The sequence below is a fragment of the Pseudoalteromonas sp. genome, assembly GCF_041629635.1.
In the GTDB taxonomy this organism is placed as follows: domain Bacteria; phylum Pseudomonadota; class Gammaproteobacteria; order Enterobacterales; family Alteromonadaceae; genus Pseudoalteromonas.
This window is the reverse complement of sequence record NZ_JBFKMX010000009.1, coordinates 27574-49236: the sequence shown is the minus strand read 5'-3', so window position 1 is coordinate 49236 and position 21663 is coordinate 27574. Positions and strand designations below refer to the sequence as shown.

At 38.6% G+C, this 21663-nt stretch carries 17 protein-coding genes; 8 read left to right on the top strand and 9 right to left on the bottom strand.

Going from position 1 to position 21663, the window contains the following annotated elements:
* Positions 1-183: 183 nt before the first annotated feature.
* Positions 184-1299, top strand: coding sequence for an anhydro-N-acetylmuramic acid kinase (locus ABYD77_RS02645; RefSeq protein ID WP_372766739.1), 1116 nt, complete (start codon positions 184-186; stop codon positions 1297-1299).
* A gap of 280 nt (positions 1300-1579) precedes the next feature.
* Here the strand turns inward: ABYD77_RS02645 and ABYD77_RS02640 are convergent, their stop codons facing one another.
* Positions 1580-1933, bottom strand: coding sequence for a gamma-glutamylcyclotransferase family protein (locus ABYD77_RS02640; protein WP_372766737.1), 354 nt, complete (start codon positions 1931-1933; stop codon positions 1580-1582).
* Positions 1934-1990: 57 nt separating this feature from the next.
* Between ABYD77_RS02640 and ABYD77_RS02635 the strand changes: the two genes are divergently transcribed.
* Entirely contained in the window at positions 1991-2557 is a 567-nt protein-coding gene (locus tag ABYD77_RS02635; RefSeq protein ID WP_372766735.1) for a hypothetical protein, read from the top strand.
* A 128-nt stretch (positions 2558-2685) separates the two neighbouring features.
* Positions 2686-4779, top strand: a complete 2094-nt coding sequence (locus ABYD77_RS02630) for an EAL domain-containing protein (RefSeq protein WP_372766733.1) — start codon at positions 2686-2688, stop codon at positions 4777-4779.
* A 35-nt stretch (positions 4780-4814) separates the two neighbouring features.
* On the opposite strand, the gene ABYD77_RS02625 is transcribed toward ABYD77_RS02630, so the two are convergent.
* The 3 genes from ABYD77_RS02625 to ABYD77_RS02615 all read right to left on the bottom strand — a co-directional run bounded on the left by ABYD77_RS02625 (position 4815) and on the right by ABYD77_RS02615 (position 8453).
* Positions 4815-5255: a hypothetical protein gene (locus tag ABYD77_RS02625; RefSeq protein ID WP_372766731.1), complete on the bottom strand. Its 441-nt coding sequence runs from the start codon at positions 5253-5255 to the stop codon at positions 4815-4817.
* A 9-nt stretch (positions 5256-5264) separates the two neighbouring features.
* A complete protein-coding gene (locus tag ABYD77_RS02620; protein ID WP_372766729.1) occupies positions 5265-7076 on the bottom strand; it encodes a S8 family serine peptidase in 1812 nt (603 codons plus the stop codon).
* A 384-nt stretch (positions 7077-7460) separates the two neighbouring features.
* Positions 7461-8453 carry a GlxA family transcriptional regulator gene (locus tag ABYD77_RS02615; RefSeq protein WP_372766727.1) on the bottom strand — a complete coding sequence of 331 codons (993 nt, stop codon included), beginning with the start codon at positions 8451-8453 and terminating at the stop codon, positions 7461-7463.
* Between the two features lie 128 nt (positions 8454-8581).
* Here ABYD77_RS02615 and ABYD77_RS02610 point away from each other — a divergent pair, with 128 nt between their 5' ends.
* The gene (locus ABYD77_RS02610) at positions 8582-10480 is read left to right on the top strand and encodes a beta-ketoacyl synthase (RefSeq protein WP_372766725.1); all 1899 of its coding nucleotides are present in this window, start codon (positions 8582-8584) and stop codon (positions 10478-10480) included.
* Positions 10481-10686: 206 nt separating this feature from the next.
* On the top strand, positions 10687-11310 hold the full coding sequence (locus ABYD77_RS02605; protein ID WP_372766723.1) for a lytic transglycosylase domain-containing protein: 624 nt from the start codon (positions 10687-10689) through the stop codon (positions 11308-11310).
* A gap of 18 nt (positions 11311-11328) precedes the next feature.
* Here the strand turns inward: ABYD77_RS02605 and ABYD77_RS02600 are convergent, their stop codons facing one another.
* Together ABYD77_RS02600 and ABYD77_RS02595 are read right to left on the bottom strand one after the other, a co-directional pair.
* Positions 11329-11562 (bottom strand): hypothetical protein, encoded by a 234-nt coding sequence (locus ABYD77_RS02600; protein WP_274761346.1) that lies wholly within the window; start codon positions 11560-11562, stop codon positions 11329-11331.
* Between the two features lie 276 nt (positions 11563-11838).
* Positions 11839-12081 (bottom strand): hypothetical protein, encoded by a 243-nt coding sequence (locus ABYD77_RS02595; protein ID WP_372766722.1) that lies wholly within the window; start codon positions 12079-12081, stop codon positions 11839-11841.
* Between the two features lie 160 nt (positions 12082-12241).
* On the opposite strand from ABYD77_RS02595, the gene ABYD77_RS02590 reads away from it, so the two are divergent.
* Both ABYD77_RS02590 and ABYD77_RS02585 read left to right on the top strand, forming a co-directional pair.
* The gene (locus ABYD77_RS02590; protein ID WP_372766720.1) at positions 12242-13114 is read left to right on the top strand and encodes an autotransporter domain-containing protein; all 873 of its coding nucleotides are present in this window, start codon (positions 12242-12244) and stop codon (positions 13112-13114) included.
* Between the two features lie 281 nt (positions 13115-13395).
* A complete protein-coding gene (locus tag ABYD77_RS02585; protein ID WP_372766718.1) occupies positions 13396-14118 on the top strand; it encodes a YebC/PmpR family DNA-binding transcriptional regulator in 723 nt (240 codons plus the stop codon).
* A 69-nt stretch (positions 14119-14187) separates the two neighbouring features.
* Here the strand turns inward: ABYD77_RS02585 and ABYD77_RS02580 are convergent, their stop codons facing one another.
* Entirely contained in the window at positions 14188-16356 is a 2169-nt protein-coding gene (locus tag ABYD77_RS02580) for a malate synthase G (RefSeq protein WP_372766716.1), read from the bottom strand.
* Between the two features lie 254 nt (positions 16357-16610).
* Here ABYD77_RS02580 and ABYD77_RS02575 point away from each other — a divergent pair, with 254 nt between their 5' ends.
* Positions 16611-18218 (top strand): isocitrate lyase, encoded by a 1608-nt coding sequence (locus ABYD77_RS02575; protein WP_372766714.1) that lies wholly within the window; start codon positions 16611-16613, stop codon positions 18216-18218.
* Between the two features lie 796 nt (positions 18219-19014).
* Here ABYD77_RS02575 and ABYD77_RS02570 read toward each other — a convergent pair.
* Complete coding sequence (locus tag ABYD77_RS02570) at positions 19015-19659, bottom strand: hypothetical protein (RefSeq protein ID WP_372766712.1); 645 nt, start codon at positions 19657-19659, stop codon at positions 19015-19017.
* 200 nt (positions 19660-19859) lie between these two features.
* Complete coding sequence (locus tag ABYD77_RS02565; protein ID WP_372766710.1) at positions 19860-21533, bottom strand: substrate-binding domain-containing protein; 1674 nt, start codon at positions 21531-21533, stop codon at positions 19860-19862.
* Positions 21534-21663 lie beyond the last annotated feature (130 nt).

Genomic DNA, 21663 nt, shown 5'->3' with positions numbered 1-21663 from the left:
AAAAATTAATTTCAGCTAAACTTTTTATTGGACATCTAAAGTTAACAACACACGAAACAAACAGCAACACGTTATTTACAACTATTTTCATTTTAAATATTTATTTACATTTTTTTGGTCTATTGCTTTATCTCATGAAATTTATCTTTACAATAAGTCATAACTCTTTTGAAAGAGAGCATTATGGAAAATATTTACTCTTATTATATTGGTATTATGTCGGGAACAAGCCTTGATGGTATCGATATCGCTCTGGTTGAAATAATTAATAATCAGACACGCTTAATTGCAAGTCTGGAAACCCCCTTTACGCCTAATTTAAAACAACAAATATCCTCGCTCATCACATTAAAGAAATGCGACCTTTCAGAAATTGGCGCTACCTCCCATCAATTAGCGCTTGAGTATGCTGACGCTGTTAATCGCTTACTCACACAAGAAAAATTGGCACCATCACAAATAAAAGCAATTGGCGTTCATGGACAAACTGTATTTCATCACCCTTTTGGGCAGTATGCACATTCTTTACAATTGGTAAATGCAAGTGTGCTAGCCACTAAAACTGGGATTGATTGCGTGCATAATTTCCGTGAAATGGACATAGCATTAGGCGGGCAAGGTGCCCCTTTAGTACCATTATTTCATCAAAGCTTACGTACTCGATTGCCTGTTGATTTGACAGCCCAGGCACTCGTTTTTGCTAACATTGGAGGCATTGCAAATTTATCACTTTGTGATGAAAATGAATTGCTTGGGTTCGATTCTGGGCCAGGTAATACATTAATTGATAGTTTCACAAAAAAAGTTTTTGATAAAGAGTATGACTTCAATGGCGCTTTGGCGAGAAAAGGGAAAATCAATAAAACCTTGCTAAAAGCTATGCTAAACGACCCCTATTTTTCAGCTGAAATACCTAAAAGTACGGGACGAGAGTACTTTAATTTATCTTGGCTGGAATTATTTGCTGAATTCAAAAATCTATCACCTTACGATACTTTAGCAACTCTTACAGAGCTTACAGCAATAACTTTAACGCAATCTTTGTTATCTAAAAGCGGCTTACTTGTTTTATGTGGTGGTGGCGCTAAAAATTCGTTATTAGTTGAGCGTATCCAATCGCATTTACCAAACTGGCGCATAACAAACAGTAATGAATTTGGTATAAGTGCTGATTTTATGGAAGCAATGGCATTTGCTTGGATGGCATATCGCACTCTAAATAATTTACCCTCCAACGCTCCAACAGTAACTGGCGCAAAAAAATCGGCTGTACTGGGACAAATTACTTTTGCTCCCTAGTAATCTCTTGGTGCAAAGTTGCACCAAAATAGTCATTACGACCATAATTAGCGCATTAGATGATTGATTTTATTTGTTTTTTATATTGGCATGATTTTCCTATAAACAATTCTTGAAAAAGGAGATGCCATTATGAAAACACTTAAAGAAACTTACTTGTTTATTTACCAAATCTGTCATCTAAACCTGCGTCAATGGGATGTAGAACACAAAAAAAGCGCAAATGATGATTGTTACCGATGACAATTTTTGTGAGTGGTTACAACATTTATCAGCCAAATTAAAAATCAGCTGCTACCTCTTTTGTAGCGGCATAAATCCAACATGCTTTTCCATCTTTTGTAGTGGCAAGTATACGAGTATATTCAGCTACTTCGTAACTATCGGCGTGTTTAAGCTCATTGCTGGTCAGTAGAAAACAGCTACCTTCAACTTCATCTAGACTATTCCCTGTAAAAACCAAGATAGGGTGATAGGTTTTACCACTTTGTTTGACCACTTGTTCGTCATTGATTTTAATTTCAGACAAACAATACCCTGTAAGAATTGCATTTTCGCCATCTAATTTTCGACCAAAGTGAGCTTTTTGCACGTTTTCTTGTCGCAAAGTGCCATAACTAAATAAGCGCTCCATACCTAATCCTTTCGATTTTTGTTAAAGTGAGTAAAACAATTAAATAGCTATGGAAACATGTCAGAAGTTGGTTTCGGATGCAATCACTATCGCATTGCTTTTTATGTTGAAAAAATGCCTTTATTTTCGCGTTTTGCTTTGCCAAAGACTTTGATTGAGTTACCAACAGGAGCAATCAAAGAAATAGGTACATCATGCGGAAATGGTTGGCGAAAGCAATTCAATGTTTTTGCTAAATTTATTTATGCTTTGCATCCAAGTGTATTTGATGTGCGCAACCAAGCAGCTTCATGGCAACAGTATCGCGACAATTATTTATTACAAAGCGGCTCTCAAACGGCGTTACTTTTTAGCCCACCAAATATAACCAAAACACCTATCATTCATATTATTGCTGGACGCAGTTACGCCAAGAAATTACTTTCTGATGGTTTACTAGAAACCGAACTCACTTGGTTAAACCAAGAATTTGCATTTAACAACGAACATAATCTCTTGGTTTCCCCGTTTCTAGATTATCGCCAATTATCAGATATTAAAATCGATTTTCTAACGCAAATGTGTCAGCAGCTTAAACATCTAAACTCTGTTCAACTTGACAAGTTTTATTTACCAATTAAGTAAGTTAAACATTACATAAAAAATAACTGAATCTAAGCACGAAATAGAATTTTGACTACAATTATTAAAAGCTTATTGTCAACTTAATCAATGGAATTGTTATTTTGGTAAGGAACTTGGTACACAACAACATGCTAGCGCCAAATACAGTACTTGAACATGTACCTATCGGTTTGTTTGTGGCCAAACCAAGTGGGGAATGTATTTTTGCCAATCACGCACTTCATAATGTGTTGAATTTTAAAAATTCCAACATAGTCGACAAAAGTTATATTTCAGCGATACATCCTGACGATAGACAGCGTGCAATTAAACATTGGTATGCTTGTACTGCTAAAGGTAAACACTTTCATTATACTTTTCGGTCTGCATCAAAAAATAAATTACTAGCAATTCATGCAGAACCTTTTTACCAAGAACATCAATTAGTCGCCTATCTTGGGGTAATTGAAGATGTCACCGCAATTAACGAAACTGAGCGAAAGCTTTACTTAAGTCAGCAACGTTATGAGCTTGCCGCCAAGGGTGCTAGCGCAGGTGTATGGGATTGGGACATTGTTTCAAACGAAGTCTTCTATTCTTCAAAGTTCACAGAATTACTGGGGTTCGATAACCTCGCATTTGGTAACGAGTTTGCCTCTTTCACCGAGCAAATTCATCCTGATGATATCGCACACTTTAATAACTCTCTTGATATTCACTTATCCGACCCATTTGAAATATTTGATATTGAAGTTCGTATTTATAGTGCAAAACAGCATGAAATGTGGTTCCACGTAGTTGGTGAAGCGTTGCGTGATGAGAAAGGAGATCCTTATCGCATGGTAGGATCAATGTCAGACATCACTGAGAAAAAACAATCTCAACAAGTAATTTGGCATCAAGCAAATTTTGACGCGCTTACACAATTACCTAATCGAAACATGTTTACCGACAGGCTAAATCAAGAAATCATCAAGAGTAAACGCTCTGGAGATAAATTTGCTCTTTTATTCATTGATTTAGACCATTTTAAAGAAGTAAATGACACGCTAGGTCATAATGCAGGTGATCTACTACTAGTTGAGGTTTCTGAACGTTTGAGAGTTATTTTACGTGAAACTGATACCGTAGCTCGAATTGGTGGTGATGAGTTCACCACGTTACTTTGTAATATTCATAGCATGGCAGATGTCGAGAATATTGCTGAGAAAATTATCCACGCAATCGAAATGCCATTCTATCTCAATAATGAAGCAATTTTCATATCTGCTAGCATCGGCATTACGATTTTTCCTGATCATAGTGAGAAAATGGAAGAGCTACTGCGATTCGCTGACCAAGCAATGTATTTATCGAAAGAAGAAGGTCGAAAACAGTACCGTCACTTCAACAAGAAATTACAAGAAAAAACAGAAAAGGCACACCTTCTCACACAAGAATTACGCATTGCTATTATTAACCAGCAGTTTGAAGTGCTCTATCAGCCCATTTTGTCCATTTCTGATATGACAATACACAAAGCAGAAGCACTTATTCGCTGGCATCACCCTGAACTAGGTATGATAAGCCCCGCAGAATTTATTCCGTTAGCCGAAACTTCTGGATTGATTATCGATATTGGTAATTGGGTATTTCAGCAAGCCGCCGAGCAAGTAAAAAAATGGCAACAAACGTATCGCCCAGATTTTCAAATTAGTGTGAACCGCTCACCTGCGCAATTTCAAATAAATACCACACAACATGATGTAACATGGCTTAATACGTTATTACAACTTGGCCTACAAAATGGTATTTGCATTGAAATAACTGAAGGTTTATTACTTGACGATGATGAAATCATAAAAGAAACATTAACAAAATTTCAATCTGCAGGCGTTGCCATATCTCTAGATGACTTTGGTACAGGCTATGCTGCACTCTCGTATTTAACCAAGTTTGATCTCGACTATTTAAAAATAGACCGTGCATTTGTCATGAACTTAGAGCAATCTAAACAAAATCAGGCTTTGTGTGAAGCAATTATTGTAATGGCGCATAAGCTTGGCTTAAAAGTAATTGCAGAAGGCGTTGAAACTGCTGATCAACTTGCAATATTAGAAGCCGCTGATTGCGACTACGCTCAGGGCTATTTCATATCAAAACCTATTAAAAACTGTGATTTTGAAAGAGAGCTATTAAGTAATGACCCATTTTCAGTCATGCAAAGACTAACTCAAATTCGTTGCGAAAAGAACGCCTGCTAATGAGTCAATTTGCAGGCGTCTTAAATAAAAATTAATTACTTTTCAACAACTCCTTTATCTACAAGCTCAAGCGTCACAGAGCTAACACCACTTAGTTTTTTTAGTTCATCAACTAATGGCAGTAAATCTCGGTTGCTTTGAGATTTCAAAATATAGTATGTCTTGTATGCTTGCTTAATAACCAAGTCATTGTCTTTGTTGAATTGCTCAAAATCGACGTCATCAGACAACTTAACAATAATCTCGCCTGTCACGGTATAAGCATTAAAGCCATTTTCGTCAAAAACATCTAAACCAGGAACCACTTTATTAGCACCATTGGTTCTAAATTTTATATTATTAACAATAACTTCCGAATCATCTACCTCTAATAGTTCCGCAGGTGTAATGGCTAAGTCCTTAAATTGTTCCAGGGTAGTTGCCGTTACAATTTGTGTGGTCGCAGCGAAAGCTGCCATCAAAATTATTTTTTTCATTTTTTACTCCTAGTGGCCAATTATACGAAGCGACCAATCTTTCAAAATACCATTTTCAGTATTGTTATCTCGATTAAAGCCAATTAACCCTATTGCTGCGTTGTAACCTACAGTAAAGCTATTACCTTTATCAGTATCAATCACTTTTAACAGCCACTTACCTTTTGCAGATTCACCATAGAAGTGATTGCTCAGTAATAAGGTATCTGTGTAACCTCCTTGTGTACTAGATAACCAGCCTGTGCGCGCACTCATTAAAATTGAACGTGTACCCGATGGTGAGATAAGCTCAATCGCTAAATCACGTAAACGCGTATGAGCAATATTTAATTTAACTTGAACAGCTTCAACGGTAACATCTTGCTCAAACGCAAGCTTACTTGTTGCACCTGTTAGGCTTGCATCAGGGATTTCAGTATTCGCTGTTTGTAATTGCCAAGGCGTAATTACTTGCTCTGGTAGTGCTGTTGTTGGTGTGAAAAGTGCTTTATATACAGCGTCATCCACATCTACAGCACCAAAGCCATAGTACTGATGAAAGTTATAACCCGCTGCATTTTGCTGCCACGCAGGGATCGCATTATAAGTAACTAATTCACCTTCGGTATTCTCGAAAGTCAGATCAACACCAGGATGTTCTGCATCAGTTTTACGTGCCGTTTGCGCTAAAATATGTCGAATTTGACGCGCATTTAATGCATGGTTTGCAGACATAAGGTTTGCAATCGCACCTGAAGTATTTGGTGCAGCAGATGATGTACCATTCATCGTGCCGGTATAGTCACAGTTTGGATCAAGGTTAGTTCCGCCGTGCAATGCATTAACATGCTCACCGGCAACATTACTGCCCGCATCACACCCCTGTAAATCTAGAGTTACCATTGCAGGCGCCGCTTCACCAAATTCGCCGCCAGGTGCAGCTACAAATACGTTTGAACCGACAGATGAATAAGACGTTAATTGACCATTTGCATCAAGCGCAGAAACCACCAGATTCCAATGATTAGTGTTATCTGATGCGATGTTTGCATTGTGGAATGGTAACCCTTGGTTATTGAAAAACTGATTGTTTTCATAAGGCAACACTAAAATGCGATAACCTTTATAAAAGGCATTATAAACCTCAAATGAGTTACCTGCTGACTTTACATAAACTGAACCTCGACCCCAATGACTCTTTTCAGTAATGTCTTGATATACTGCATCTTGAAGTTCTTGCCACGGATCAAGCGAATAATCATGAATATGTGGACTTGCTGGCGTACTACCATAACTTTGGTTAAACACACGTGGGTCTGTAAAACGATCTAATTGTCGAAAATCTTCAGACAAACCATGTGCTACCAACCAATTCCCTAACGTCTGATTTGGCAAGTAATTAAAACCAATAATGTTCGCATGTGGAGCAACACCACGGCCACCTAAGCCATTTGCTTCTGTCGCTGCAATTAAACCAGCAACAGATGTACCATGGCCATTATCATCTTGTGGGTAGTTTGATCCATCGCCAAGATTGATCGAACCTTCAACCACATTAGCTGATAAATCAGGATGATCAATCTGCACACCTGAGTCAATTACTGAAACGGTAATGCCGCGCCCTTTAATACCCATTAGGTGAGTAAAGTCTAAATCTAAATCGTTACCTGCAACACCTGCAGATTGTGAAAAACCTGTCTGGCCTGTATTTTGTAAATGCCACTGTTGTGAAACAAGTGGATCTCCTGTCACCAATGGAAAAATAGAATCTGTTATTTTTGCTATTACTGGCGCGCATGCAAGCATAATACTTGCGCCCAACATGGATGTTTTTATTTTCATTTTGTTCCCTACAATAAGCTTCCCCTTTAATGGGACGCTTATTAAAAACTGGCACTCAATAAAAATAAACAGCTGACATTTGCCTCAAATCGCAAAACAGAAAAAAACATAAATGATTGATTTTTATAGCCAAAGATATGACAGCGCTGTCTTTTTCGGTTTAGGATATATTCGTAATCTATTGAAAAATAAGTATTTACATTTATTTACCTTAATTTAACAAAAAAGAAATAACTTAGAGCGTTACGCTATATCAGAAGCGTTAAAGTATATTTTTAATACAAAAAATATATAGCAAACATGCGTTATATAACATCAAATCCGTTAATTGATATTCTTTAGAAATACACATTTAAGCACTAATTTACCTGACTTTTTTAAAATCTAAGAGTCTGTTTTAAACAATTTCTTCCGTACCAATAAGCGATAGTCAGATGGCGTTTGCTTCAGTTCGCGTTTAAAAACTTTGGTTAAATACCCCTGATCAACATAGCCAACCGCGACAGCAACATCTTGCACAGTTAGATTAGTTGATGCGAGTAACTCCTGAGCCATTTCTAGTCGCATTTTTTGTAAATAATGATTTGCAGTGGTACCTGTCGCAGCTTTAAAACGTCTTGATAATGTCCTTTGGCTAATGCCAAATTGTTCCGCCACATTTAATAACGATACATCATTGGCTAAGTTGTTCTTCAACCAAAATTGAATTTGTGCAATTAGCTCATCTGGATGCCTATCTACTGCCCCTTCTAAATAGCGCTGCTCTTCGTATGGTCTGCGAATTTCATGTGAAAAATTACGCTCTACATTTTGCGCGGCATCTCGACCAAATAGTTGCGCAATTAAGTAAACCATAATATCAGCTAGCGAATTTAAACTTGCAGCACAAAAGATTCGCTCAGATTGGGTAATAAAGAACTCTGGTTTTAAATTGACGCGTGGATAATCTTTACGAAATTGTTTCGCATAATGCCAATGAGTAGTTGCAGCACGATTATCCAATAACTTTGCTTCCGCTAATAAACAATTACCAGTACCTACACCGACAATGGTTGCCCCTTGCTGCCATTGCTTTGCTAAGTAAGAAATGGCAGCTTGATTTTGTTTTATAACCGGCCTTGGATTTCGCCAAATACCAGGCACGATAATAAAGTCGGCCACATCATCATTGTTAACCGTAAGGTCGGGAACAAATGCGCATCCAGCACGACAATTGATGATTGCTTGCTGAGTTGCAACAAATTTAATATCTAGGCTTTTGAAGCGCCTATCGTGACAAGACGCTTCACCCGCTTTTAGCATTTCAACGGGTAAAGTGACACTGGTTGCCAGCACTTGAGGGTAAAGTAACAGCCTTACTTTTGTTTCTTTTGTCATATCAACTGCTCAAACCAGTTTAGAATGGCCATATAAACCAAAATTATGACCAATTAAACACAAACAAATAACTAAAATCAAAATAAACTGTACCCAAATAACAGAAATTTTATGAATTTAGGGTTTTTATGACTGCATTACCTATTGTTGTTGGAATGGGTGGTATTAATGCCTCTGGACGCACATCTGGTCACCAAGGATTTCGTCGTATCGTTTTAGACAAGCTTACTCAAGAAGCACGACAAGAAACATTTCTTGGCCTTGCTTCCTTAATGAATTTAGTTCGCCAAGAAAACGGAACATTAGTTGATCATGAGAACCAGCCAATCCTCGCTTCCGCTATTGAAAGCAAATATGGTGAACAAATTTTGGCTGGAACACTGATTCGTAAGATTGAAGAAAATCACTTTGACGTTGATGCAACATATGGTCATCAAAAAATGACGGTTGTACCAAGTGATGGTAAACACATCGTTTTCGAAACAAGTGCCCGTCATTTACCTTCGCCAGTACCTAGAGATTGGCAAGTAGAGACCCTTGAAAGTGGAAAAGTTAAAGTATCAATTTCAGGCGAGTTATCGTTAAAACACGATACTTTCCGCGATAATCCAATTAAAGCGGCAGGTCAATTTCCAACAGGATTTGATCCAAGCACACTTTACAATAGCCGCTATCAACCTCGTGGCTTACAAGCGACCATTTTTGCAGCGACAGATGCGATTAAATCAACAGGTCTTGATTGGGATGCTGTTTTAGCTGTGGTTGACCCAGACCAAATTGGCACCTATTCAGCATCAGTTGCAGGGCAAATGCAAGATGAAGCATTTGGCGGCATGATGAAAAACCGCCTTAAGGGTGACCGTGTTAGTACAAAAAATCTAGCACTCGGTTTAAATACCATGTCGACCGATTTTATCAACGCTTATGTAACTGGTAATGTGGGTACAACCTTTACAACATCAGGTGCCTGTGCCACTTTCTTATACAACTTACGCGCAGCAGTGCACGATATCAAAGCAGGTCGTACTCGAGTTGCGATTGTGGGCAGTGTAGACTGTGCCATTACTCCTGAAATCGTTGAAGGATTTGGCAATATGAGTGCGCTTGCCAATGTAGATGGTTTGAAAAAACTCGATAACAGCGAGACTCTTGACTTACGCCGTACGAGTCGCCCATTTGGTGAAAATTGCGGTTTTACAATTGGCGAAGGTGCACAATTTGCTGTGTTAATGGACGACGCGCTTGCACTTGAGCTAGGTGCAGATGTAATGGGCTCGGTACCAGATGTATTCGTCAATGCGGATGGCATTAAAAAATCAATTACAGCTCCAGGTCCTGGTAACTATATTACCATGGCAAAATCAGTAGCGCTTTCAATTAGTATTTTAGGTGAAGAAGCGGTACAAAAACGCAGTTATATTCTTGCTCATGGTTCAAGTACACCGCAAAACCGTGTCACTGAATCACTGATTTATGATCGTGTAGCAAAAGCATTCAATATTGATAATTGGAAATTAGCAGCTCCGAAAGCATTTGTTGGTCATACGATTGGCCCTGCAAGTGGAGACCAAATGGCGATGGCGCTGGGTATTTTCAGCCACAACATCATGCCTGGTATTACCACGATTGATAAAGTTGCAGATGATGTGTACGCCGAGCGACTAGATATTCGCACAGAGCATTATGCCTGTGAAAGCCAAGATATTGCGTTTATTAACTCAAAAGGTTTTGGCGGCAACAATGCCACTGCTCCAATGTTTTCAGCAAATGTCACGCTTGAGATGCTAACAAAACGCCATGGTGAAAGTGCTATAGCACTTTATCGCGATAAGCTTGTATCAACAAAACAAAAACAAGCTGCATATCAAATTTCAGCTAACAATGGTGAATATGAACTAATTTACCGTTTTGGTGATGGTTTGATCGATGAAAATGACATTGAACTTACACAAGACACAATTTCGCTGCCAGGATTCGCACACACTGTGAAGTTAACTGCAGCAAACCCTTTCGATGATATGGTGTAAGCAAATTCATTCTCCTTTGTAAAAAGGACACTCTGTCATCTCCTAAAGGCGCATTATGCGCCTTTTTACTTTCAACAATCTGAAGCAGCCATATTTCTACCCTCTAGACTATAAAGCGAGAGCAAAAGTAGGTAGCCATCATAGAAAGAGTTGAAAATATATCTTTTCTAGCCATAATTAGAATAATGAGTTACACAACATCAAACATGAATTTTAAACTGTTATATATATTGCTGTTTTTTGCGTTTTCAGCGGCTGCTAAACCTATTTATCAGTATGTAAAAAGTGATGGTTCCATTGCTTTTACCGACCGAAAACCAGTAAAACACAGCTACAGCATTTATCGCACAGGCTGCTATGCCTGTCAGTTACGCTCGTCTTTAAATTGGCATAAAATCCCCATCTATCCAGATAAATATCACCTCGAAATTGCAAAAGCCAGTAAGCAACATAATGTTGATCCCGCATTAGTAAGAGCGATGATCCATGCGGAATCTGCTTTTAAAGCAAATGCACGTTCAAAAAAAGGCGCAGTGGGGCTAATGCAATTAATGCCAGCGACGGCAAAATATATGGGTGTGAAGCGTCCAGCCCAACCAGAGCAGAATATTTTTGGTGGTGTAAAGTACTTGTCTTATTTGCTTGAAAAGTTTGATGGTAATATTCGCTTAGCAACTGCAGCTTATAATGCAGGGCCGAATACGGTAAAAAAGTATAAAGGCATACCACCTTTTGCAGAAACAAAAGCGTATGTTGAAAGGGTGGGGATTTTACATAACCGCTATCGTGTAGCGCTTAATAAAAAGAAACGAAAAGTCTCACCAAGCTAGATGAAAAAACTGTGGTAGTTAACTAACCCACCACAGTAGTACTAATGCAAAAATCACCACACTTAATCGGATAAGAGGTCCTTTAAGTGTTTCAAGGGTATTGCCCTTTAGCTTGTTTATTGCAGCTTGCTCTGTACATGCAGCCACTTTATCAATATAGCTATAACCTGATTTTTCATAGCTTTTGCAAATTGCTTTGTCTGCAGGGATCGCTTTTAGCTCATCACCTTTTTTTAGGATATAAAAATCCATAACGCACCGTTATTTTTATTTCTCTAACCAATACCAACTTCGGTATTTTTGCACTAGGCAAAAAAGTGGCGGCTATTAAATACTAAGTAACGACAAAGTGCAATACACAATTAGCAATAGTGAATAAAAATCGATAAGTTAAATCGTGATTTAGATAGGTAACTTTAAATTTCGCAATAAGGAAAACGTTAAAAAAGATAGACTAAATAACGAGATAGGTAGGGCCATAACAAGTGCCCTACCTATTACAAAAGTGATCTGCGATGTGCATTTGTATTAAGTTAATAAGGTATAAAAATAAAGCCAATAGGCCACAAAAACAAATAGCATTGCAGCCACAATTTTATATTTGCGACTTTGACCATATTTTCGCTTAGCCTCACCTAATGCTGCCTTTTCATTACAACAACTGGTTTTTTCTAAAAAGCGGTAACCTAAATTTTGGTAAGTTTCGAACAGTTTTCTATCCGCTGGAATAGCTGCTAATTCTCTGTTTTTAGCAAGAATAAAATACTCCATAAAACACCTCATTCTTTCACTGTTTTCCATACCTTAACTAATTTCAACTTAATGCCAGCTTAATTGAATTACAAAGTTTCACATTTTATTAGCATTTTCTGCTAAGTCAGTGCGCAATTTGTTGTTATTATCAGCATCGCAGTATCAAAAAGAGTTCGCTATGCGCCATTTAAACTTCTTAGCACATTGTTGTTTTTTACCAAGCATGTTGTTTGGTATTTGTGCCAGTGCGCATGCATTAGAAGTAAAAATTGGCCAAAGCCACTCAGATTTACCACTTGACCAGTCAGGCACGCTGACCAGTGTTGCACCTAGTGGCTCTTATATTTCATTAGCACACGACATTAATGAGAGTTTTCGCATCAGTCTTGATTACATTGATTGGGATAAAACGAAAATTTCAGGCAAATTAAACGAACTGACTATCGATTCAACTTCCTATGCTGCAACACTCACTTATTTTGTTGATAGTTTTGCCGTGTCTGCCAATTACACCTATTGGCAAAGTGATTACAATGAGTCTTTTTTAAATCTGCCTATCAATGAACAAACGACGTATGCACCAAGTTATGGCCTTGCCATTGGTTACGGGATTTTTCTAGATGAGTGGGTTGTAGAGCCTTCTATATCTCTTCAATACAATGAGTGGCGCTATCGCAATAAATTGGTTAAAGAAAATAATTTGGGCTTTGCTTTTACCGATTCACTAGAAGATGAAACCATTGTGTTAAGTGCATTGCTTTCAGCGTCAAGGGTAATTCAAATAACGCCTGATCAATATTTGCTCGCTGGTGGCGTAATTCGCTGGAATGAACTCTTTCAGGGTGATGGTCCAAAAAGACCAGAGGGTGTTATAAGCTTTGCCGGCAGACAATCGCACTCTTACAATAGCGATGATGATTATGCCGAGCTAAGTTTATTCATCACCTATGATATTACACATGAATGGATGATCGAGCTTGATACTAGCCTTGCTTTTTTACCTAAGGATGATTATTCAAGTTTCAGCTGGCGCATTGGATATCGTTTCTAAACTCCTCTTCCACATTAAAATATATCCCATAACAAAACCGTCACTTTAAAAAGTTTCATTGATTTAAATCACAACTCTCGTTTATTACCATTCATATGGTGAATGTTTAAAATATAATTCATATATCACTTTTATTTTTAAGTGTTATGTTAAATAGCCTGCGATTTAAGTTTCGTAAATAATAGTTATTAAAAACCCAGTATGTTAACACTAGCCGTTTTTGCAATGACTTGTTAGAATCAGGCAACTAAATTTCCTGCGAAAATAGAGAGTGAATTAAGATGGGAAGAGCGTTTGAAGTTCGCAAGAACGCGATGGCTAAAACCGCCGCTGTAAAAACAAAAGTAAACTCTAAATACGGTAAAGAGATCTACGTAATCGCTAAAAATGGCGGTGCTGATCCTGATACTAACTTATCGTTAAAACGCCTTATCGACAAAGCAAAGAAAGACCAAGTACCTGCTCACGTTATCGACAAAGCGATTGAAAAAGCAAAAGGTGGCTCTGGTGAAGATTATCAACCAGCACGTTACGAAGGTTTCGGCCCTGGCAACTGTATGGTAATTATCGACTGCTTAACCGATAACCCTAACCGTACAATCAAAGATGTTCGCTTAGCATTTACTAAAACTAATTCTAAAATTGGTAGCCCAGGTACAGCTGCGCATAGTTTTGATCATCAAGCTGTATTTGCTTTTGAAGGTGAAAACGACGAAGAAGTGCTAGAAGCACTAATGATGGCAGATGTAGATGTGACTGACGTTGAACTAGAAGACGGCATCGTATCGGTTTTTGCACCACATACAGAGTTCTTTAACGTTAAAACAGCGTTAAGTGAAGCATTTCCTGATGTGAAATTAGATGTGGAAGAAATTACCTTCGTTCCACAAACAAACGTAGACATTGAAGGCGATGATATCCCACTTTTCCAAAAGTTTATGGATATGCTTAACGACAGTGATGATGTACAAAACATCTACCATAACGCTATCGTAAAAGACTAATTAATAGTTAACTTAAAAAGGCCTGAATTGTCAGGCCTTTTTTGTAAATGGGGTTTACACCTCAGGTTATTAGTTCGCTGCTTTAAACTCTAAACGGCGACGATGTAATACTGGCTCAGTATAACCATTTGGCTGTTTTGTACCGCTAAGTACTAGCTCAAGAGCAGCTTGGAAAGCAACACTTTCGCCATAGTTATCCGCCATATTTCGATAGTTAACATCCCCTTCATTTTGTTTATCAACCACTTTAGCCATCGCTTCTAAGGTATCAATCACTTGTTTTTCAGAGCAAATACCATGACATAACCAGTTAGTCATATGCTGTGAAGAAATACGCAGTGTTGCTCGGTCTTCCATTAAGCCAACGTTATTAATATCAGGAACTTTCGAACAGCCAACTCCCTGCTCTACCCAGCGCACCATATAGCCAAGAATACCTTGTGCATTATTATTGAGCTCATTTTGTATTTCTTCTTGGGTCATCGCTTTTGGCTCAGGGTGCAGTGGCGGACATAAAATATCATCCACATTTGCCGCTAATCGTTGTTTAATGTCTTGCTGCAAGCTAAATACATCTTGCTGATGATAATGAAGCGCGTGCAATGTTGCTGCCGTAGGTGATGGTACCCACGCCGTGTTCGCCCCACTTTGCACATGCGCTGTTTTTTGCGCTAACATTTTGCCCATTTCATCTGGCATTGGCCACATGCCTTTACCAATTTGCGCTTTGCCACTTAAGCCACACGCAAGGCCTACATCAACGTTATTGTTCTCATATGCCCCAATCCACTTTTGCGCTTTGATTTGCTCTTTTGGCAACATTGGGCCTGCTAACATGCTGGTATGAATTTCATCACCCGTTCTATCTAAGAATCCAGTATTGATGAAAATAACGCGCTCTTTCGCTTCAGAAATACACGCAGCAAGATTTACCGATGTGCGTCGCTCTTCATCCATAATACCCATTTTTAAGGTGTTTTCAGGAATATTTAAGAGATTTTCTACTTTGCAAAATAAGGTATTAGCGTAAGCAACTTCTTCAGGGCCGTGCATTTTAGGTTTCACGATATTAATGCTGTTAGCTCGGCTATTTTTAAGTTTACCGTTCCCTTTTAGGTCATGAAGCGCAATCAGTGAGGTGATCACTGCATCCATAATCCCTTCGAAAATTTCATCGCCGTTTTTATCTAAAATCGCAGGGTTTGTCATTAAATGACCCACATTACGCACCAACATTAAACTACGACCTTTGAGCTGCTGTTGCTCCCCCACTAAATCAGTAAAGGTAAGGTCGGGGTTAAGCGCACGTGTAAGTGTTTTACCGCCTTTTTCAAACTCAACCGACAAATCACCTTTATTCAGCCCAAGCCAATTGCTGTAAACCCCTACTTTGTCCTCAGCATCCACAGCCGCCACAGAATCTTCACAGTCCATGATGGTTGTAAGTGCAGATTCAAGCACGATATCTTTAATATGGGCATTATCCTGCTTACCAATTTGATGGTTTTCATCAAACTGAATAATGATGTGTAACCCATTATTTTGCAGGATTAATTCTTTCAGTTGTTGTTTTGTTCCGTTATAGCCCACAAGCTGTTCAGGGGTTTGTAAGCCACTTTGGCTAACATTATTCAGGGTTACAATCAGTTTGCCATCAACAATTGCATAATCAGTGGCATCTTTATGCGAGCCATAGCTTAATGGCAATGCTTGATCTAAAAATTCACGGCCAAAATCAATCACGGCATTACCACGAACAGGGTTGTACTCTTTACCTGCCTCTCGACCGTTTTCATACGAAATTGCATCTGTGCCATAAAGCGCATCATAAAGTGAACCCCAGCGTGCATTTGCCGCATTCAGCGCAAAACGTGCATTGCTCACTGGCACTACAAGTTGAGGGCCGGCCATGGTTGCGATTTCTGGCTCAACACTTTCAGTGCTAATAGTAACATCGCTTGGCGCAGCTTTAAGGTAGCCAATTTGCTGTAAAAACTGTTTGTAATGGTCAAAGTCAAAATTGGAATGTGCTTGATGATACTGGTCGATTTGCACTTGAAGGTCATCACGTTTGACCAACAACGCACGATTGATAGGCGTCATTTCTGACACTATTTTTGAAAAGCCTTGCCAAAAGTGCTCTACATCAACGCCAGTTCCTGGAATAACCTGATGGTTAATAAAGGCATATAAACTCGGGTCTACTGCTAACCCTGCGTGGTGAATTCGTGTTGTCATAAGTTTTCTCACCTTGAAGTGGCACACAATTGTATGCGTTTAAATATTTTGGTTACTTGATTCTATCTAACTTACACAAGAAAGCTTGTTTTTGGCATTCATTAGATAAATATTGGTGATAAAAACTATAAATTTCATAAATCATTACGATTCAGCCTAACTTAGATGTAAAGGCGCTACCCGTTCAATGTTGTTGCTCAGTGAGTTAATAACACCAGCGCCATCCAATTAAACAAGATGAAGGAATGATAACGATGGCTACACAACTTACTTACCAACAAGAGATTGACCGCATTACAACTTTAAAAGAAGTTGGTGACAAAAAATGGCAGAACATTAACCCTGAGTCAGCAGCGCGAATGCGTCTACAAAATCGCTTTCAAAATGGTTTAGAGATTGCACGCTACACTGCCGATATCATGCGTAAAGATATGGAAGCGTACGACCAAGATCCATCAAAGTACACTCAGTCTCTAGGTTGTTGGCACGGTTTTATTGGCCAACAAAAAATGATTTCAATTAAAAAGCATTTCCAAAATAACACTGACCGTCGTTACTTATACCTTTCTGGCTGGATGGTAGCAGCACTTCGCTCTGAATTTGGTCCGCTACCAGACCAATCAATGCATGAAAAAACGTCTGTAGCAGCACTAATTGCAGAGCTATACACTTTCCTTCGTCAAGCAGATGCGCGTGAATTAGGTGGTTATTTCCGTGAATTAGACGCAGCCCGTAAAGCTGGTGATAGCGCAACTGAACAAGCTGTGCTGGATAAAATTGAAAACCATAAAACCCACGTTGTACCAATTATTGCCGATATTGATGCAGGTTTTGGTAACGAAGAAGCAACTTACCTACTTGCGAAGAAAATGATTGAAGCAGGTGCATGTTGTATTCAAATTGAAAACCAAGTATCAGATGAAAAACAATGTGGTCACCAAGACGGCAAAGTAACGGTTCCACATGAAGATTTCCTAGCGAAAATTAATGCTGTTCGTTATGCATTCCTTGAATTAGGTGTTGATAACGGCATCATTGTAGCGCGTACCGATTCATTAGGTGCAGGCCTTACCAAACAAATCGCAGTAAGCAATGAACCAGGTGATTTAGGCGACCAATATAACGCTTTCCTAGATGTAGAAGAAATTGAATCTACAGATATTAAAAACGGTGACGTTATTCTTAACCGTAACGGCAAACTTGTTCGTCCTAAGCGTTTACCAAGTAACCTATTCCAATTCCGCCCAGGTACTGGTGAAGAGCGCTGTGTACTTGATTGTATTACATCATTACAAAATGGTGCAGATTTACTGTGGATTGAAACTGAGAAGCCACACGTAGGCCAAATTGGTGCTATGGTAAATGAAATTCGTAAAGTTATTCCTAATGCAAAACTAGTTTATAACAACTCACCATCGTTCAACTGGACTCTAAACTTCCGTCAGCAAGTATTTGATGCAATGGTCGAAGAAGGTAAGGATGTTTCGCAGTACAACCGCGACCAGCTAATGAGTGTTGAGTACGACAGCACTGAACTTGCAGCATTAGCTGATGAGAAGATCCGTACTTTCCAAGCTGATGCAGCACGTGAAGCAGGTATATTCCACCACTTAATTACACTGCCTACTTACCACACTGCAGCGTTATCAACCGATAACCTTGCAAAAGAGTACTTCGGTGAGCAAGGTATGCTTGGTTATGTTAAGAACGTTCAGCGTCAAGAAATTCGTCAAGGTATTGCCTGTGTTAAACACCAAAATATGGCGGGTTCTGACATGGGTGATGACCACAAAGAGTACTTCTCTGGTGACGCTGCGCTTAAAGCAGCTGGTGAAGACAACACTATGAACCAGTTCTCTTAATACCCATAGGGCAAAGATTATTCGCCATAAAGATTAAGCTAGGCAAAGCGCCTAGCTTTTTTAAAAAAATTTTATGTATCCCTAACTGTGATCCAAAGGCCATATGGCCTTTTTTTCATTTGTGACACAGACCGATTACTTAGATCATATTTTTACTAAGTGCTGAATTACCAACTTAAAAATCAGATCGCTATTTTACTAGCTAAATCAAAAACCCATAATTTGTAAAACTAACGTTAACAGTTGTTCAATTTTGATGCATTACTGTGCTTTTTATGTCAGCTTTGCAGCTAAAAGTGGCAAAATTAGTTTATTTAAGATCAGAATTTTACTAACAAGCTTCATTTGAGATCACATTTTTACTAACATTTCCGATTCTGAGATCATAATTTTACTAGGTGAATTAAAAAATCAGCATCGAAATCATAGCTGGATCACATTTTTACTAAGTTAAGTCCCATTTAAACCAAGTTTCTAGCATCACAGATCATAATTTTACTAACGAGTTGGTATTTTTCTGCCTAAACACCGTTCACAGATCAAATTTTTACTAACTTGGCCTATCTTTTTAATCCGTTTTTTAAGCACACTTAGTAAAATGATGATCTCTGCTGTAAATTTTCGTCATTTTTTATGAGGTTTTTTACTGTGCAGGGTTTATAAATGAGGGGTGAGGCCTGTAAGTTAGTAAAAATTTGCTTTGTAAGCATCTGGTACAGGCCACAGAAGGTGGTTAAAAGTGATTTTAGTAAGCGTTGCTCATTGAGTTAATAAAATGGTGCTCTGTTATTAAGGATTAACCTAGCTGAACAATCTTATTTTTTATATCTATCAACACTTCAGGCTGTGTCTCAGTCACCGCTTTGTTCAAATTTGCCTTTACACGCGCTATTTTTAGCTCATCAGGACATTGTTTTTGGCTTTCAGAAAGTTTTGCAAGACGCGCTTTCACAGCATCGAGTTTATGATTCTCTTTAGCAGCATTTATTGAGGCTATTTTATTTTTAACCGCTTGTGCTTTATTTTCTTCGCCCATTAATGCATCCAGCACACCTTCACGCTGCATCTTTTCGACTAAGGATGCTGGAGGAAGATGTAGCATTGGCATCAGGTTATTTAAAAACGCTCTTAATGCTACTTGTTCGCTGAGTGAAAACTCAGAAAAGGTTTTTAGCAATTTATGCTTATCTAAGAAGAGCTCTGTTAAATGAGTGGTAAGCACTGTGCTATTAATTGTTGCTAAATCAACTTTTTTAGATGCACTTGGCGAGCTTGGTAAATCAATACCCAAGGTTTGCATTTCAGCAAGCAGTTCAGGTGAAGGAAGTGACAACGCATTAATTGCAAATTCAATATTATGCTTTACTTTCAAAGCTTCCATTGGTGCAAAAGCTAGAAACACTTGCGATAAACTCGCTTTATCCATTAATAAATTGTGCACTTTATAACCCTCCTAAATATTGAAGCACAGAGTTTAAGCGAGAAAAATGACAGAGTTATGACTAAACAAGCGGAATTTAAGAATAAAGGATGTGAAACGACTTTAGCAATTACAAGCTGAGTCTGCTAAAACGTGATACTTCAGCCTATAAAGGTAAAGTATCACGCTAATAAATTAGTAAGCGATAATAAACAGGTTATCTAAAGTACCCATACCTCAACACGACGATTACGTTCGCGCCCTACTTCATTATCATTATTGGCCAGTGGCATATCTTCACCAAAACCTTCAACTGCATATACGTTAATGCCACGAGCATTTAGCTCTTGTTCAACACTTTTAGCACGGCTTAACGATAACATGGTGTTTTTGTCGCGTGCACCAATACTGTCAGAAAAGCCCATAAGTACCAGTTTCTTACTTGGGTTTTCTTCAACAAAAGATACTAAACGTTGCAAATCTCGCTTACCTTTGTTATCCAAGTCGCGTGTAGCATAGTTAAAACGGAAGTTTAACGACAAGCGCTTCGCTAATTTGGCATATTGGTTGTATTTATCTGGTGCTAATTCACTTGATGCCACATCTTCAACACGAATAGATTGCGATATTAGCCCCAACTCTTGCACAATTTCTTGACCACGGTCTGAAATTGCAAAATTGGCAAAATCTTTAATTTGGGTTGCGCTGTTAGTTGGTGTGTAAAGGTAAAGTCTGCGAGCAAGTGGGTAGTCTTCAGTTGCAATCGTAAAGCGAGTTGGGTAAATGGCTTTTGTATCACTGCTGTCGGCAATTGCAAGTGCCTTGCTGTAGCGAATGTAATTTAAGCCAATAAAGCCAATGGCAAAATCATCACGTGAAACATGCTCAGATAGTTCAGAGCTCGACTCGAAACGCTTTGCTATTTTCGTTAACTTACGGCCGTATTTCTTTAACACCAATGATTTAAAGGTATCAAAAGTACCTGAATTATCATCGCGAGCAAGCACATTAATAGGAGCTTGTTCTCCGCCGATTTCAGCCCAGTTACTAATCTCACCAGAAAAAATACGTGATAGTGTTTCTGTCGTGATCGTTTTTAACGGGTTATTTTGATTAACGATAATCGCTAAACCATCTAACGCAATAATATGTTCATTGCCTAGTTTGGAAAGGTCACCCGATTGCCCTTTTAACGCTTCAATTTCACTGGTTTTTATTTTACGAGATGACATGCCGATCTGTGCCATATTCGCATTCAGCGCTTTAAATGCCGTGGACGATCCATGCGCAGCTAAAGCAATTGCTAATTTCTCGCCATCCATGTCAAATTTCATGGTGCGTTCTGTTGCTATTTTTCCTTGCTGCCAATCTATCTCTTTAGCACCCTGCTCTTCAAAATAAGCTTTTAGTAACGCAGGTGCTAACTTTTCACCAATGGTGTTAGAACCGTGAATTGCAAACAATGATTGATAAGCGACTTCAGGTATTTGCTCTGCTGGTTTAGGTTTTGCCATTTCAGGTGATTTTTGTGAAACAACTTTGGCTGGTAAAGCAACAATTTCATTTTGCTGCGTCTTTGTTCCAGAAAAGCCAAACCATGCGCCAATGGCACAAAGTGCGATAAATGCAATTGATGAAGCAATAAGCACACCTTTATTTCGATGAGATGTTGATTGCTCATTGTGCACTGATGCTTGTTGTGGATTATTGCTCGCTTGGTCAAATAAGCTAATTAAGCGATTAAGCTCAGCATTTTCTAAACTTGCTAGTTCAGTAAACACTAAGGTGCGATATTCTTCTTCAGAAAGTAGTTTTTCTTTTGCTAAATCAATATCAAACTCTCGTTTGGCAGTTGAGACGATTTGATCGATAAGTTGTAATTTTTCGTGTTCCATTGCCATACCTCATTTTTTTTCGGGTATGTTATGAACTTTAGATGGCATTTATATTACAGTAGCTTGGAAATGTGATGACAATATTTTCTGTAAAGGGGGTTGACAAAACAGCCTGCGAATATATGCAGAC